Consider the following 15,118-nt stretch of genomic DNA (forward strand, 5'->3'; position numbering starts at 1 on the left):
CCTCTCTTTATGAGAGGCTTCTTTTAACATGAAGAGGGGAGGAAAACAGATGAACCCAGAAGATTTGACACACGTGCTCGGCGAAGAACCTTTTACAATTAACGGGCTGCTCTTTCAATATTACACACGGCTCGGTTTAACCGATGAACAATTTTTGATTCTCTTGCATATTCGCCGTTTTCATCAAGAAGGTCATGATTTTCCTACACCTGAGGATATTGAATCACGAATGACATCAACAAAAGAAGCGTGCACGAAACAGCTGCAGGAATTATCCGCTAAAAGGTTTATTGAAATTATTGATTTAGCTGCATCTGACGGAAAAATGAATGAACGCGTATCGATACAGCCGCTTTATGAAAAATTAGCAATGCTTTATTTTGAACAGTCGGCTAAACAGGAAGAAAAACAGCAAAAAGAGCGGGAAGGCGAATTGTACAAGCGATTTGAAGAGGAGTTCGGCCGGCCGCTTTCACCAATGGAGATGGAAATGATTTCGATGTGGCTTGATGATGATCAGCACGATCCGGTGCTGATTGAGGCAGCGCTCCGTGAAGCAGTCGTCTCATCAAGAATGAATTTCCGCTATATTGACCGGATCTTATTCGATTGGAAGAAAAACGGTGTAAAAACCGTTGAGCAGGCGAAGATTCACGGGGAAAAAGTTCGCGGCTACAAAGAAAAACAACCGAAAAAGACGAATGCCAGTGAAAAAACTGATGAACAAAAGCCCGCATACCCGGGATACAATTGGCTGGAAGGTGGCGACTGACCGTTATGCTGAATAAAGCAGAGATCAATCGGATCTTGGAAACACTCGATCAGATGTTTCCTGATGCTGATTGCGAATTGACTCATAATAATCCGCTTGAATTGACGATTGCCGTTGTACTTTCCGCTCAAGCAACTGATGCGCTAGTAAATAAAGTAACGCCCGGCTTATTCGCTAAATACCAAACGCCGGAAGATTATGTCGCTGTCCCGGTCGAGGAATTGGAAAACGATATTCGGAAAATAGGATTGTACCGGAGCAAAGCTAAAAACATACAAAAGCTGTGCCGTTCGCTTATTGATCAATATAACGGGGAAGTGCCGAGAAGCCAAGAAGAATTAGTCAAGCTTGCCGGCGTAGGGCGAAAAACGGCAAATGTCGTCGCGTCCGTTGCATTTGCTGAACCGGCGATTGCAGTAGATACACATGTCGAACGGGTTAGTAAACGGCTCGGACTATGCCGTTGGAAAGACTCCGTGTTGGAAGTGGAAAAAACGTTAATGAAAAAAATTCCGCGTAACCGCTGGTCGAAAACACATCATCAGCTGATTTTTTTCGGCCGGTACCACTGTAAATCACAAAATCCTCAGTGTGAAAAATGCCCGCTGAATGATATGTGCCGTGAGGGGAAGAAAAGACTGAAAAAGAAGACCGGATAAAGAAGCACTTGACAGCTGCAGCGATGAAAAAGACCGAACGGATTTTTCCGTTCGGTCTTTCAGGTTGTAGACAAAAGATTATTTTGACGTAAGCCACGCAGCCGCTAACCTCCGCTTGCCCCGGGCAAGGACTCAGCTAGGATTCGGCGGTCTTAGACCGCCGAATCCGGATCTTCGTCTCTTGCTTTCCCGGAGGCGTCGGAGGAAGCGGCTGCGTGGCTTTCTTACTTTGCAGAACAAAATTGACACTGGCCTGTTTGAAATAAGGAGGATGACCCAGCATCCCGGCTTGATTCTGCGGGAAAGCGAGACAGGTGAGACCCTGCAGGGCTAAGCCCGAAGCGGCTCGGCGCTCGCCCGCGGACTGGTAAGACACGGCGAAGTCTTATTGAGCCGATGTCGCAGTGATACTTTCAGGTGAAAGAAGCCGGACGATGCGTCGTCATCCCTTCCTTTTAATAGGACATCGATCGATGTCATGGCTTTGTCTACACTTTAAAAGACCGAACGGAAAAAATCCGTTCGGTCTTATTTTGCTTAATTATCGCCTTCATTGCCTTCATCCGGATTATTGTTTTCTGCCGGGGCATTATTCGCATTGTTTTCTTGCGCCTCAGCCGGCTCGTTTCCAGTATTCTCAGCTTCATTAGCATTGTTGGCATCGTTGTTCGTGTTGTTATTGTTATTTTCTGTATTGTTGCCGTTGTTGTTATTTTCAGCCGGTGTATTGTTTTCATTATTGTTTTCCGGCTCGTTATTCATTTCATTGTTGTCATCTTCATTATTCTCGTTGGCATTATTGTTGTTATTGTCATTTTCGTTTTCTTCGTTATTTTCCTCGTTATTATTGTTATTATTTTCTTCATTGTTGTCTTCGTTGTTGTTTTCCTCGTTATTTTCCTCATCATCATCTTCATCGTCATCCGGGATCGTCACTTCAACCGTGGCCGAATCGCTTTCAATATCATCATCTTCAACTGCAACTGCGGTTACCCTGATACTGTATGTTTCCCCGGGAGCAGGGCCGGTGAATTGATATTCTGTTCCGGATGTTGTTTCAAATGACTGATAGTCATCCGCGTCAGGTTCCTGTACTTCTACTTCAAATTCAACCTCTTCATCGCCTTCATAATCCCAGGAAACATCGATACGATCCTCGTCTTCGTTGTATGAAGCAGACAAGTTCGAAATTCCGGACAGTTCAGCAAACTCATCGGATTCATCTTCCGGTTCATGGCCGCGGACAAATAATTCGGTAATGATTTCGTCATCAGGTGTCAATGGGCCCGGCAAAAGGCCAGTTGATTCTTCCACCTCGAGTTCAACAACGGAATCAGGCTGGGTGAATTCACCAGGATCGCGGTCTTCATGGGCGTATTCCATAATTTCGCGAAAAATCGATCTCGCAATCGCGTTTTCTTGTTCATTCATATTGATTTGTCCATCGCCGACACTCGGGTAACCGGTCCAGACTGCCGCAGTCAAATCCGTCGAATAACCGGCAAACCAGCTGTCTTTAATGTGGTTCGCTGGTATATTGTATTGCTCAACCTGATCATCGGTGTAGTTTGTCGACCCAGTTTTACCGGCAATGTCGATTCCAGGTATTTGCGCTGACGTTCCTGTACCATCTGTTAACACATCGCGAAGCATATCGGTAATCATATAAGCGGTATAATCGTTCATCGCCTCTTCCGGTTCCGGTTCTAAGTCAATCGTTTGGCCGTCGCGGAATTCGACGCCGCGAACGGTGAACGGCTCGTTGTATTCGCCGTTGTTGCCAAATGCTCCGTAGGCGCCAGCCATATCAAGCGAAGACATATAGTTCGCTCCGAGGGCGTAAGATTCCCCGATATCGCCCATCGGAACATGCAGGTTTTCACCGAACTCTTCTGCATGATCGAGACCTGCTTCTTGGATCGCTTGCACCGCCGGGACGTTGCGTGAATCTTTTAAGGCTTCCCGCATTGTCATATCGCCGAGGTGCTGCCGGTCAAAGTTGCGCACTTGCTGGTCGCTGTTGGAATAATAATGTTCGCTGTCATCGAAAATTTTTGCCGTCGGCCATTGCATATTGTCTATACCCGGACCGTAAGCGAAGATCGGTTTCGCTGTCGATCCGGCTTGTCCGGCTTGTGAATTGGTCGCCCAGTTCAACTGACGGGCGCCCTCTGATTCACCGCGCTGCCCGCCAAGCGCATGGACGCGGCCGTTTGTCGTGTCCATTAATGTGATTCCTGCTTGAAAGTACTCGTCAGGAAAGTCAACAACCTCTTCGTTCATCACTTCATTCACGTACGATTGCAAGTCTTGGTCAAGGTTCGTATAAATTTTCAGGCCGCTTGAATAAATATCATTCCATTCAATCCCGTCAATGGCTTCAACTTCTTCAAGCACTTGATCCAAATAGGCTTGATATTCTTCACCTTCGCTGTTTCCGCCTTGGTTGAGCTGATCTTCTACAGCGACAGCTTTGGCTTCTTCAGCTTCTTCCGCCGAAATGACATCATTTCGCTCCATCCGGTCAATAACTGTATTACGGCGATTCTCTGCAGCTTCCGGGTTATTAAACGGATTGTGAGCAGATGGTCTTTGCGGAATGCCGGCGATCAGTGCTGCATCTTCAATTGTCAGTTCATCAAGCGATTTACTGAAAAAATAGTCGGATGCTTCAACAACACCGTAGCGGCTGCCGGAAAAATAAATCGCATTTAAATACATTTCAAGAATTTGATCCTTCGTATATTGCTGTTCAAGCCGGACGGCTAAATATTGCTCTTGCAATTTACGGGTAATCGTTTTATCAAAATCGAAATAGAGATTTTTGACGAGCTGCTGTGTAATTGTACTAGCGCCTTCGCTTCCGAAACCGCCGGTGATATTGGCGATAACAGCGCCGCCGATTCGACGGACATCAACCCCGAAGTGATCGTAGAACCGTTCATCTTCAATCGAGATAAACGCATCTTGAACGAGATCCGGAATTTCATCGATGTCAGCGTAGCGGCGGTTTTCTCCGGTATCTAGTGAGGTGACGAGTTCGTCATCGATGTCCATAATCTCCGGATTTTGGCTCATGACGAGATCATCTCTGTCAATTTCCGGGGCTCCGCTAATAATCGATGCCACAGTTACAGCGCCGGCAATGAACAGCACGAGCAAAAAAACGGCTAGTGCGGTCAGCAGTTTTTTACCTTTCCCGCCTTTTTTCAAGTTTGTTTTTTTATCGTTTTCCGGCGATTTTTTTGTTTTTCTTCGGGCTTGCCGTGAGTAATTTTCGTCTGCCATCTGTTCATCTTCCTTTCTTAATTTAACCTGAGTATGCGGTCGATCACACGCAGGTAATCAACCCTGGGGTGATATCCTACCGCAATAGGGTAGCTGATTTCTTCGATTATCGTTTTCGGCAAAGATTTCCGTTTTGATGTTTTGTCTTCATAGTAGGGGATGAAGTCTTCCGCCTTAACTAAAAACACTTCTTCTGTTTTGGCAAAGCGCATCAAAATAAACGAGCATCCGCCGTGAGAAACAATATCTTTCATGTGGTCTATTTGATGCTGATGGAAATTTTTAAACGGAAAGCTTGTTTTATTTTTTGTTTCTTTTGCTTCAAAATCAAGATAAAACCCTTTATACACACCATTGTAGTCAGTTGTAGACGGTTTTTTAAAATACGCTTCCGTAACGACGGCAGCGCTTCTTTTCGGGTAATGAACATTAACGATTTGCAGCGGTAAAGGTTTTTTATGAATATTAGCGATCTTGCGGCTGCGATAATATTCGTTCGTTTCGTTGATGTCTTCTTCAAGCGTCATTCCTCTGTTGCTAAAACGTTCGTCTTTATGTTTGACGTTATTATTTTCTGAAAGGATTCGCTTTGGAGTATATTTTTTTCCGTTCGGATAACGAATAGCCATTTGCAGCTCCTTTCTGCTTTGCTGTGACAGGGTGTCACCGATCTATCTTATCATATCTTAAACGGGTGACAAATACGAAAAATCGCACAGTTTTATTATATTTGAGCTGCTTGGCAATGAAAAAAAGATAAGGAATAGGTTTCTCGCTGATGATTTGGTACAATTTTATAAGAGGTGAATTAAATGACAGACAAACAACGAACATTACAAGAACAAACCGAGAACTTAAAACGGTTAAACAAGAAGACGTACGAATATTTCAATCAATACAGTCAATCAAATAGCGAAGCAGATTTTCATAAGGAAGTGAAGCCGTTTGCCGATGAGGTGAAAGAAGCTCTTGAAGCGTGGGTTCCGATTGTGACGGAATGGATAGATCATGAAAAACCACAATATTTGCATCGTGAACAAATCGATCAGCTGACGGAAAACTTCGAAGTTGCTGCCGTAGCATGTTTTCAGTCAGATACGAAGAAAAAACGCTTCATTGAACGGTATAAATCGATCGAATATACGTTGTCGATTGTCTCACCGGAAGGCGGGGACGATTAAGTGAAGCAAGCTCTGATCAAAGTTTTTTGTTTATTCAATGTATTATTGCTGGCGGTCATCACTGTAGCCTGCAACGATGGTGAAAACTTCAGGCCGGCGGAAAACAAAGAAATCGAAGAAGAATTGCACAGTTTTATGAAATCTTATAAAGAAGAATGGGAAGACAGTTTAATTGATCAGCATTATTCAGTAATGGAAAATTACTTCGTTCCAAACAGCCAAGTCTATCACATGGAAAGACGCCGACATCAAGATCTTATAAGCAACAAAAAAGTTGAAAAGCTTGAAGAATTTAAAAATATTGAAATTGAAACGGCAGAAGATGATGTTTATCGTTTTCGCGCGGACGAGAGAATAACGGTTGACGGTTCTAATGAGCAGACTGAAGACGTTGAAGCTCGCAGGTATACAATAGAAAGACGCTCAAACGACTTGAGGATAACGTCGATTGAACGCGAAGATGAGATGTAAATTGCGGCTTATCATTTTAAGGGGGTAATGGACTGTGAAAGCACTTATAGTGATCGATTATACGAATGATTTTGTGGCAGATAACGGGGTTTTATCTTGCGGTGAACCCGGACAAGCGATTGACGGTCGTTTGGCTGAATTGATGGCTCTTTTTATTGATACGGAAGACTACATCGTCTTAGCAGCAGATAAACACGAGCAAGACGATCGGTATCATCCTGAACGGTTGTTATTTCCTCCGCACAACCTTACCGGCACATCCGGCAGAGAACTTTACGGCGAATTCGGACAATTCGTAAACAGGTTGGATCAAGATCAACAGTCTTTTTACTATTGGATGGACAAAACGAGATACAGTGCTTTTGCCGGGACTGATTTAGAATTAAAGTTGCGTGAAAGGGGCATTACTGAACTTCATTTAACCGGAGTATGCACGGATATTTGTGTCTTGCATACGGCAGTGGATGCTTATAACAAAGGGTTTGATATCGTTGTTCACAAAGATGCCGTTGCCAGTTTTGATGAAACCGGTCATGAATGGGCGTTAAATCATTTTGCTAATACACTCGGAGCTCAAGTCGTTGAAAAATGGGTTGCGGTAAAATAAACACCTAGCTGAATTTCAACTTGAAACCGCCTTTTAAAGGCGGTTTCAGAGTGTTGACAAAGTCATGACATCATTAGATGTCATGTTAAAAGGAACGGATGACGACGCATCGTCCGGCTTATTTCCTGCGGGCGAGCGCCGAGCCGCTTCGGGCAGACGCCCTGCAGGGTCTCGTCTGTCTCGCTTTCCCGCGGGAAAAAGCCGGGATGCTGGGTCATCCTCCTTCTTTGAATCGAGTGTATTCATAATAAAGGAAGCCATGCATCCACTCCTCCGACGCCTCCGGGAAAGCAAGGAGGCTGCTGAAAAAGTAGATGATCGATTGGATTCCTGCATATTTATTCTTCCTTATAAATCGAGAAATTTTATGAGCCCGGAGCAAACTCGACGCCTGCGGGAAAAGCAACTGCCAATGTATTTGCGACGAGTAACCGCAGGAGCAGAAGACCCCGCAAGAAGCGATTTCGCTTCTGAGGAGGCTGAGGCGTTGCCCGCGGCAAGCGGAGGTTAGTGGCTGCGTGGCTTACGTCAAAATATTAATATGTCTACAAGCTGAAACCGCCTTTTAAAGGCGGTTTTTTTCAATAAATGCGCACAAATCATGTCGTTCCCATTTCTTGTAATCGAGTATAATAGAGGCAGGAGCCTGTTTCGAAAACAGTGACACAGAAGGGGGGATTTTATGGCACTCGATTTAATGCTGACACTTACGATTCTTTTTCTGACTGTTGTTTTGTTTATATGGGGGAAGTACCGTGCTGATTTTGTTGCGCTTCTGTCGATGACGGCGCTGTTATTGTCCGGTATTTTATCACCCGAAGAAGCGCTCAGCGGTTTTTCAAATACATTAGTCATTATGATCGCAGGGCTTTTTGTGGTAGGTGCAGGGATTTTTCGAACCGGACTGGCCGAAATGGCAGGGCGAAAGGTTGTTCGGATTGGAAAAGGAAAACCGCGTGTGCTGTTGATTTTATTTATGGGGCTTGTCGCTTTTTTAAGCGCTTTTATGAGCAACACAGGAACGGTAGCTGTCTTAATGCCGGTGATCATGAACGTTTCCCTGCAAATGAATATCAGCCCTTCGCGGTTTTTAATGCCTGTCGCTTATGCAAGCAGTCTAGGCGGGGTATTAACATTAATCGGCACGCCGCCGAATTTAATTGTCAGCAATACGTTGACCGAGTACGGTTACGAACGCCTCGGATTTTTTGCTTTTACACCTGTCGGAGTTGTTGCTTTAAGTGTGGGAATCATCATCATTGCGACATTTTGGAACAAGCTGATTCCGTCTAAAGAGACGTTTGTGTCCGAGGCCGGGAGGGGACAGGCCCCTTCAGAATTGTTAAAAACATACGGATTATCAGCCAGCGTTTTTACTTTGAAAATACTCAATGATTCACGGATGAAAAACTGTGCGCTTAAAGATCTCCGTTTGCCGAACCGCTATGGAATCACCGTTTTGCTTCTAGAACGCAGCAAAAGTGCGAGCGGGTTAAAAAACCGTTATGAACCGGAAACAGCCAGCGCGAAAACCGTTATACAATCGGGGGATCTTTTGCATGTCGAAGGAAATGAAAAAGCGGTGCGGGCTTTTGCACAAGATTACCAGCTAATGATTTGTGAAATGACAGCAGAAGACCTTGAAGAACGGTTAGTAGACAAAAATACCGGGGTTGCGGAAATGCTTTTGACTCCGGATTCCGATTTTATCGGGCGGACCGTGCAAGAACTGGATTTTCGTGAAACTTATCGATTAAATGTTGCTGCGATCCATCGTAAAGACCGTTACTTAACGAAAAATTGCGGCCATATTAAATTGAAATTCGGCGACGCACTGCTCGTTCAAGGAGAATGGACGGAGCTGGACAGATTAAATAAATTCGTCCGCGATTTCGTCGTTGTCGGAAACACCTCGGAAGAAGCTGCTGTTGCCCAGGCGAACGGGAAAGCGGTCCATGCCTTGGTCATTTTGACAAGTATGCTGTTATTGATGACATTTGAAATTACAGCGCCGGTAACAGCAGTTTTGATTGCAGCGTTATTGATGCTTTTTTCCGGCTGTTTACGAAACATTGATGAAGCGTATTCACGTATAAATTGGGAAAGTGTGATATTGATTGGCGCAATGCTCCCAATGGCTACTGCGTTAGAAAAAACTGGCGGTGTCGAGGTTTTTTCCGCCTGGCTGATCGACGGTTTAGGCGTTTATGGCCCATTGGCGTTATTAGCAGCCTTTTATGTGAGCTCGATGATTTTCAGTCAAGTGATCAGCAACACGGCGACAGCTGTATTGTTTGCACCGATTGCGATCGTGACAGCGATGGAGACAGGGATTAGCCCGTATCCGCTCGTCATTGCTGTATCAGTCGCTACAAGCATGGCTTTTGCAACACCGATCGCCTCTCCTCCAAACGCTATGGTTATGACGGCAGGCGGATATTCTTTTGCAGATTTTATAAAAGCCGGTGTTCCTTTGCAACTCGTTATATTTATTATCATGTTGATTGTCATCCCGTATTTCTTTCCTTTTTAATTTTGGCAGTGATATGATAAATTGATGAGTAGTAAAAGGGGAGTTGGCGATGAAACAAATGTCAGACCGTAACGAATTGACTGATATCATTTATTTTTCCTCAAGCGTTCTTGTATATTTTTATACGCCGCTGTGCGGCACGTGTGATTTAGCCCGTCAATTTATTGAAATGGCCGAGACTGCCGCAGCGGATAAAGTTGAGGTATATGAGATGGATATAAATTTAATGAAACAGTTAGTTTCAGACTATAAAATCGAAAGTGTACCGTGTTTAGTTCGTTTTGAAGGCGGCGAAGCTGTCAGCCGTATCCAGGCATTTGAATCGGTAACCAATGTCTATAATTTTTTGATGAATTCGTATGCAAGGAGTGAGTAATAATGAAAGCACCGGCATTCACAGTGAAAAAATGGGGATCTGAAGAAACTGTTTCTTTGTCTGATTACGAGGGGAAAGCATTGCTGTTAACGTTTTGGGTTTCTTGGTGTCCGGATTGCCGAAGGGATTTGTATAATAAGCAGCAGCTGTATGAGGCAATGAACACAGCGGATGTAGATGTGTTAATGATTCATGTCCCCGGACGTGAATCTGATGAGACAGAAGCTGAAAAATATATTGCTGAACACGGATATACACTGCCGATCGCCTCGGATAATGGTTCAGAATGGTACGACAAATACCGCTGTATGTCAGCGCCGACGACATTCGTTATCGATGCCGAAGGTGAGATCATCGGCAATTTAAATGATAAAGCCGGGTTTCAGGATGTTCTGAAACTTTTGGGGAAAGTCCTGCAAGCATGATCGTATATAAACAACAGCTATTTTCAACCAGCTTGTCAAAGTTTACAGAACTTAAAACGATTATTTTGACGTAAGCCACGCAGCCGTTAACCTCCGCTTGCCCCGGGCAAGGAGGCGTCGGAGGAAGCGGCTGTATGGCTTTCTTGCTTTGCAGAACAATATTGACACTGAGCTGTTTGAAACAGGGACGATGCGCAGCGATCCGTCCCTTTTAATATGACATCGATCGATGTCATGACTTTGTCTGCACTCTAAAACGGGATGACCTCAGAGGAGGTCATCCCGTTTAGATTCGTCTGAACCATTTATTTAAGATGGTTTTTCTGCGTTTCGGTAAATTGATTTGATCAATGTTTTCGCTTCTTCCGGATAATCTGATTGATCCAGCTTGGCGCAAGCCTTATCGATATCGTAAGAAACGCGGCGGAATTGGACATGTACGTTGTCTTGATCGCGTTCAATGATGACATAAGAAGCCCGTGTATCCCCGTTAAACGGCAGTCCTACGCTGCCGAGATTGATGATCGATTGCCCGTTAACTGATCGGTAAAACGGCAAGTGAATATGCCCGTAAACAAAATAATCAGCGCGCGGATTGGCATCGGTAAATCGGGAGAATGCTTGATTGCCCGCTTCGTTAGATATGTTTTCAAATAAATTATCGGGCACGGCATGAAAGCCAAACAGCTGTGTATCGTTAGCGATCGGTATTTCCAGCGTCATCGGCAAGTTGTTTAAATATTCAATGTCGTCATCATGCAACTGATTGTAGGCCCACAAGCGTTCTTTTTGCATCAACGCGAGCGCGTGCTCCGGCACCTCACCTGCTTGAACGCCGCGGACAATCCATTCATCTGCGTTGCCCTTGATGACTTTTCCGTGCAGTTCCCGGACATATTCGATACACTTTTTCGGATCCGGCCCTCGGTAAGCGATATCGCCGAGTACCGCTGTATGTGTGACACCCTGTTTTGAAATATCTTCTAACACAGCTTCCAACGCCGTATCATTTCCATGTATATCGGATAACAAAGCTATTTTCATGAAAGCCCCTCCTTACGTATTGTTACTGCAACTTTATCAAAAATTCTCTAATATTGCATAGTGCGCATGGTCATTGGGTTTGCTCTGGAGCTGTGATAAGATAAAATGTGACAAGTTCGTGACTAAACGTTTCAAGGAGGTAAAAACTTTGCAAATTCGTACAATAGAACCGACGCCGAGTCCAAATACGATGAAAGTTATTTTGACTGAATCCCTGTCTGAAGGAAAGGCAAACAATTATCATAAAGAGACCATTCATAATGCGCCGCAATTCATTCAAGAAATTTTTGCTATAGAAGGTGTCACCGGGGTTTATCACGTGGCCGACTTTTTAGCGGTTGAACGCCACCCAAAAGCTGACTGGAAAGTGATTTTGCCGAAAGTACGCGCAGTATTCGGTGAGGAAAACCGAACGGACGAACACGCCGAAGAAACGATTGATGAACATTTCGGGGAAATACAAGTTCAAGTTCAAGTATTTAAAGATATCCCGATGCAAGTGAAAGTGACCGACGGAACGGAAGAGGTGCGCAAAGGGTTAAGAGAGGCCTTTACCCTTGCTGTTAATCAAGCTGCCCTTCCTGATGATAATATCGTGATGATGAGAAAATGGTCTGAACAGCGTCCGCGCTACGGTGATTTGCAAGAAGTTGCTGAAGAAGTTGCCGCCGAATTGGAAGCAAGTTACAGTGATGAGCGGTTGGAACGTCTTGCTCAAAGAGCTCATACGGCTGAAAGCGAAAAGACAGCACAAGAAGATCGGTGGATTCAAGTAACCCCGGAGATGCTCGATGCAGAGGATTGGCGGGAGCGGTTTTCGCTTTTAGAACGTTTAAATCCGACCTTAGAAGATTTGCCCGTATTGGAGAAGGCGCTCGAAGATGAAAAAGCATCGATACGACGTTTGGCCGTTGTCTATTTTGGCATGATCGAAGATGAGCAGATTTTGCCTTATCTAGAAAAGGCGATGAAGGATAAATCGGTAACAGTCCGGCGGACAGCGGGCGATGCTTTTTCGGATATCGGCAGTGAAAAAGGGATCCCGGCGATGATTGATGCGCTGAGTGATAAAAACAAACTCGTGCGTTGGCGTGCAGCGATGTTTCTTTATGAACTCGGGGATGACAGTGCTGTTAAAGAGCTGGAAAAAACAGCGGAGGATCCTGAATTTGAAGTCGCTTTGCAAGCCAAATTGGCATTGGCGCGCATTCAAGAAGGCGAAGAAGCCAAAGGTTCTGTATGGAAACAAATGACGGAAGCGTTTGATAAAAAGTAAGTCCGAAAAAACCGGGTGAAAGCCCGGTTCTTTTTTACAGAACTGGTCAGGTGATTTATTATTAGTTAAAATGAGAATGGTGATTCATTAAAAAGACAGGAGGGTTTATGATGACACGGGAAAAACTTATTGCTGCGTTAGAAGACAGATCACTGACGGAAGCATTGGAACTGATTGAAGACGCGGAAAACGGCGATTTAACTGTATTAGAGCTCGTTCCCTCACTGGGATTGCTGCGAGATGAAGAATTGAATAAGGCCGTCCTTGACTATTTAAAACAACAAGGAGTCGAACTGGAATATGTAGACGAAGAGTCGTAAAGGAGCTGTCCGACATGAGACCGACCCCTGATCACCCTTTAGCCGCAAAAACTTTAAATGTGTGGCGAATAGGTTCATTAATAGAAACATTATTTTTTATGCTGCTTCCGCTAGCCTATTGGGCATTAATGTTTGTACTGCCTGAATTGCCGGAATGGGGCTTGTATAATCTGGTTGGCGCAATTGTGTTATACCGTGTGCTCGATTTTTTGCTCATTCAAAAACTGCAATGGCAGCGTTGGCGCTATAAAGTGTATGAGAATGAAGTGGAGCTGATGCACGGTGTTTTCGTTGTCCGCCGTGTCATTATACCGATGGTCCGCGTGCAGCATGTTGATACAAGGCAGGGGCCGATTCTGCGTTACTACGGGCTTGCGAGTGTTACGATTTCGACAGCTGCGACAACGCATGAAATTCCGGGATTAGAAATCGAAAATGCAGACCGTTTACGTGATCAAATCGCCCAGTTGGCCAGGGAAGCTGATCCAGATGAATGAATGGAAACGGCAGCATCCCATAGCGATATTTATTCATTTTTTGAACAGTCTGCGGCAATTGATTGTATCTTTTGTGATCATTTTTGTTTTCGGCACAACAGCTGACGGTATGAATATTGAATTAGTGTCAGCGATTATTGTTATCATACTATTATTCACATTATTGAATGGTTTTATTAATTGGTGGAAATTTGAATACATTGTCTTGCCGGATGAACTGCAAGTCCACCAAGGCCTCTTGTTTAAAAAGCAACGCTATATTCGTAAAGAACGCGTACAAAGCATCGATATCAATGCAAAGCTGATTCAGCGTTTGTTCGGTTTAGTCGAAGTGAAAATTGAAACCGCCGGCGGAGGGAATGAGCCGGAATTTCGCATTATTGCTCTTCGACGTGAAAACGCGGTGACAATTAAGCGGGAATTGCGCAGGTCCGAAACAAAATCGGCTCAAGCTGATACAGATAAGGCCTTATTGCATTGGCCGCCGCCAATGCAGCAGGGCAAGGAGCAAAACTCGCAGCAAACAAGTGACGCGTTCCAGAAACACTCCGCTGATGTGGATGCAGATGTCCCGGATTGGGCACGCGGCGGGGAGTCGGAAAGCATATTGTCATGGGACGATATGAAAGAGGAGCAAATTGAACCGGAATATGAATGGAAACTGACGCTAAAACGTTTAATCATTATGGCGTTGACATCAAGCGGTGTCGGCATTGCTGCCACGTTTGTAGCTGCGATTATTTCCCAAGCGCCGCAAGTTCTCCCAGTATTTATGCTCGATTGGATTGTCGGATGGTTTATCCGTTCAAGCATTATGGTCGTCGCTTCTTTACTTGTTACTGTATTAGTAATCGCTTGGCTGTTTACGCTATTAACAACTTCACTAAAATACGGGCAGTTTACGTTGCGTAAATGGACAAATGAGATTCATATTTCAAGAGGGATTTTAGAAAAAAGGCAGCTGACGCTCAAGTCAAACCGGATAACAGCTGTAAGAGTTGTACAGTCTCCATTGAGACAGCTCTTTAACTATGTATCGGTATATGTGGAAAGTGCCGGCGGAGGCACGCAAGAAGAAGAATTCTCGACGATATTAGTACCGCTTTGCAAGCGGCATGAAGTAAACGATATACTGGCGGCAACATTGCCGCAATATGCGTATACCCCGAGTTATCAGCGCCTGCCGAAAGAAAGCTTGCGCAGGTATATGATTAAATTAATTGTTCCTGCTCTTATTGTCGCAGGAGTTTTAACTTGGTCCTTCACCTACGGGTGGATCGCATTTCTCCTGCCTGCTTTAGCTGCATTAACCGGGTATATTCAATATAAATCTGCAGGCATCGCAGTTGAAACGCATCAGCTTTGTTTACGTTCGCGCGTCATTTCCAAAACAGAAGTGATGATTCCGCGCCGTCGTATGCAAACGATTGAATCTACACAAAACTTGTTACAGAAATTAAATGACCTGTACACATTGGAAGTTTCCGTTTTGAGCAGTATCATGGGTAAACAATTTCATTTGCGGCATATTTCCAAAATGCAGCGCTCAGCTGCGTTTGCCTGGTTTTCCTTTGAGAACCCGGATGCGTCGCATGAAGTCGAAAAAGAAGAATAAAAAATGCCGGCACGATCACATGAAAGTGATCGTGCCGGCACTTTTTTCGGTTTT

At 44.6% G+C, this 15,118-nt stretch carries 17 protein-coding genes; 13 read left to right on the forward strand and 4 right to left on the reverse strand.

Features of this window, described 5'->3' with window-relative positions; genetic code table 11:
- The first annotated feature begins 49 nt into the window (after positions 1–49).
- Positions 50–772 carry a DnaD domain-containing protein gene (locus EDD67_RS05420; RefSeq protein WP_158638137.1) on the forward strand — a complete coding sequence of 241 codons (723 nt, stop codon included), beginning with the start codon at positions 50–52 and terminating at the stop codon, positions 770–772.
- A gap of 5 nt (positions 773–777) precedes the next feature.
- Positions 778–1,431 (forward strand): endonuclease III, encoded by a 654-nt coding sequence (gene nth, locus EDD67_RS05425; RefSeq protein WP_121438805.1) that lies wholly within the window; start codon positions 778–780, stop codon positions 1,429–1,431.
- Positions 1,432–1,761: 330 nt separating this feature from the next.
- Here the strand turns inward: nth and EDD67_RS13845 are convergent, their stop codons facing one another.
- Genes EDD67_RS13845 through recU form a run of 3 tightly spaced genes read right to left on the reverse strand, consistent with a single transcriptional unit; the run spans position 1,762 to position 5,348 of the window.
- Positions 1,762–1,911 (reverse strand): hypothetical protein, encoded by a 150-nt coding sequence (locus tag EDD67_RS13845; protein WP_154718735.1) that lies wholly within the window; start codon positions 1,909–1,911, stop codon positions 1,762–1,764.
- Positions 1,912–1,968: 57 nt separating this feature from the next.
- Positions 1,969–4,719: a transglycosylase domain-containing protein gene (locus tag EDD67_RS05430; RefSeq protein ID WP_121438804.1), complete on the reverse strand. Its 2,751-nt coding sequence runs from the start codon at positions 4,717–4,719 to the stop codon at positions 1,969–1,971.
- Positions 4,720–4,736: 17 nt separating this feature from the next.
- A complete protein-coding gene (gene recU, locus EDD67_RS05435) occupies positions 4,737–5,348 on the reverse strand; it encodes a Holliday junction resolvase RecU (protein WP_121438803.1) in 612 nt (203 codons plus the stop codon).
- A gap of 183 nt (positions 5,349–5,531) precedes the next feature.
- Between recU and EDD67_RS05440 the strand changes: the two genes are divergently transcribed.
- From EDD67_RS05440 to EDD67_RS05465, 7 genes are all read left to right on the forward strand, one after another.
- Complete coding sequence (locus EDD67_RS05440) at positions 5,532–5,900, forward strand: YppE family protein (RefSeq protein WP_093071500.1); 369 nt, start codon at positions 5,532–5,534, stop codon at positions 5,898–5,900.
- Positions 5,901–6,371: a TcaA NTF2-like domain-containing protein gene (locus EDD67_RS05445; RefSeq protein ID WP_121438802.1), complete on the forward strand. Its 471-nt coding sequence runs from the start codon at positions 5,901–5,903 to the stop codon at positions 6,369–6,371.
- A 34-nt stretch (positions 6,372–6,405) separates the two neighbouring features.
- A complete protein-coding gene (locus EDD67_RS05450) occupies positions 6,406–6,978 on the forward strand; it encodes a cysteine hydrolase family protein (RefSeq protein WP_121438801.1) in 573 nt (190 codons plus the stop codon).
- A 98-nt stretch (positions 6,979–7,076) separates the two neighbouring features.
- Complete coding sequence (locus EDD67_RS13850; RefSeq protein WP_154718734.1) at positions 7,077–7,226, forward strand: hypothetical protein; 150 nt, start codon at positions 7,077–7,079, stop codon at positions 7,224–7,226.
- Between the two features lie 434 nt (positions 7,227–7,660).
- Positions 7,661–9,511: an SLC13 family permease gene (locus tag EDD67_RS05455; RefSeq protein WP_121438798.1), complete on the forward strand. Its 1,851-nt coding sequence runs from the start codon at positions 7,661–7,663 to the stop codon at positions 9,509–9,511.
- Positions 9,512–9,560: 49 nt separating this feature from the next.
- Complete coding sequence (locus tag EDD67_RS05460) at positions 9,561–9,887, forward strand: thioredoxin family protein (RefSeq protein ID WP_093071496.1); 327 nt, start codon at positions 9,561–9,563, stop codon at positions 9,885–9,887.
- Positions 9,888–9,889: 2 nt separating this feature from the next.
- Positions 9,890–10,312: a TlpA family protein disulfide reductase gene (locus EDD67_RS05465; RefSeq protein WP_121438797.1), complete on the forward strand. Its 423-nt coding sequence runs from the start codon at positions 9,890–9,892 to the stop codon at positions 10,310–10,312.
- 309 nt (positions 10,313–10,621) lie between these two features.
- Here the strand turns inward: EDD67_RS05465 and EDD67_RS05470 are convergent, their stop codons facing one another.
- Positions 10,622–11,356, reverse strand: a complete 735-nt coding sequence (locus EDD67_RS05470) for a metallophosphoesterase family protein (RefSeq protein WP_121438796.1) — start codon at positions 11,354–11,356, stop codon at positions 10,622–10,624.
- A 148-nt stretch (positions 11,357–11,504) separates the two neighbouring features.
- Here EDD67_RS05470 and EDD67_RS05475 point away from each other — a divergent pair, with 148 nt between their 5' ends.
- The 4 genes from EDD67_RS05475 to EDD67_RS05490 all read left to right on the forward strand — a co-directional run bounded on the left by EDD67_RS05475 (position 11,505) and on the right by EDD67_RS05490 (position 15,064).
- Positions 11,505–12,632 carry a conserved virulence factor C family protein gene (locus EDD67_RS05475; RefSeq protein ID WP_121438795.1) on the forward strand — a complete coding sequence of 376 codons (1,128 nt, stop codon included), beginning with the start codon at positions 11,505–11,507 and terminating at the stop codon, positions 12,630–12,632.
- Positions 12,633–12,742: 110 nt separating this feature from the next.
- On the forward strand, positions 12,743–12,952 hold the full coding sequence (locus EDD67_RS05480; protein WP_121438794.1) for a hypothetical protein: 210 nt from the start codon (positions 12,743–12,745) through the stop codon (positions 12,950–12,952).
- Positions 12,953–12,966: 14 nt separating this feature from the next.
- The gene (locus EDD67_RS05485) at positions 12,967–13,449 is read left to right on the forward strand and encodes a PH domain-containing protein (RefSeq protein ID WP_121438793.1); all 483 of its coding nucleotides are present in this window, start codon (positions 12,967–12,969) and stop codon (positions 13,447–13,449) included.
- Positions 13,442–15,064, forward strand: coding sequence for a PH domain-containing protein (locus EDD67_RS05490; protein WP_158638134.1), 1,623 nt, complete (start codon positions 13,442–13,444; stop codon positions 15,062–15,064). Before EDD67_RS05485 ends, EDD67_RS05490 begins: the two co-directional genes overlap by 8 nt.
- Positions 15,065–15,118: the final 54 nt, after the last annotated feature.

The sequence above is a fragment of the Salisediminibacterium halotolerans genome (genome assembly GCF_003814815.1).
GTDB lineage: Bacteria > Bacillota > Bacilli > Bacillales > Salisediminibacteriaceae > Salisediminibacterium > Salisediminibacterium halotolerans.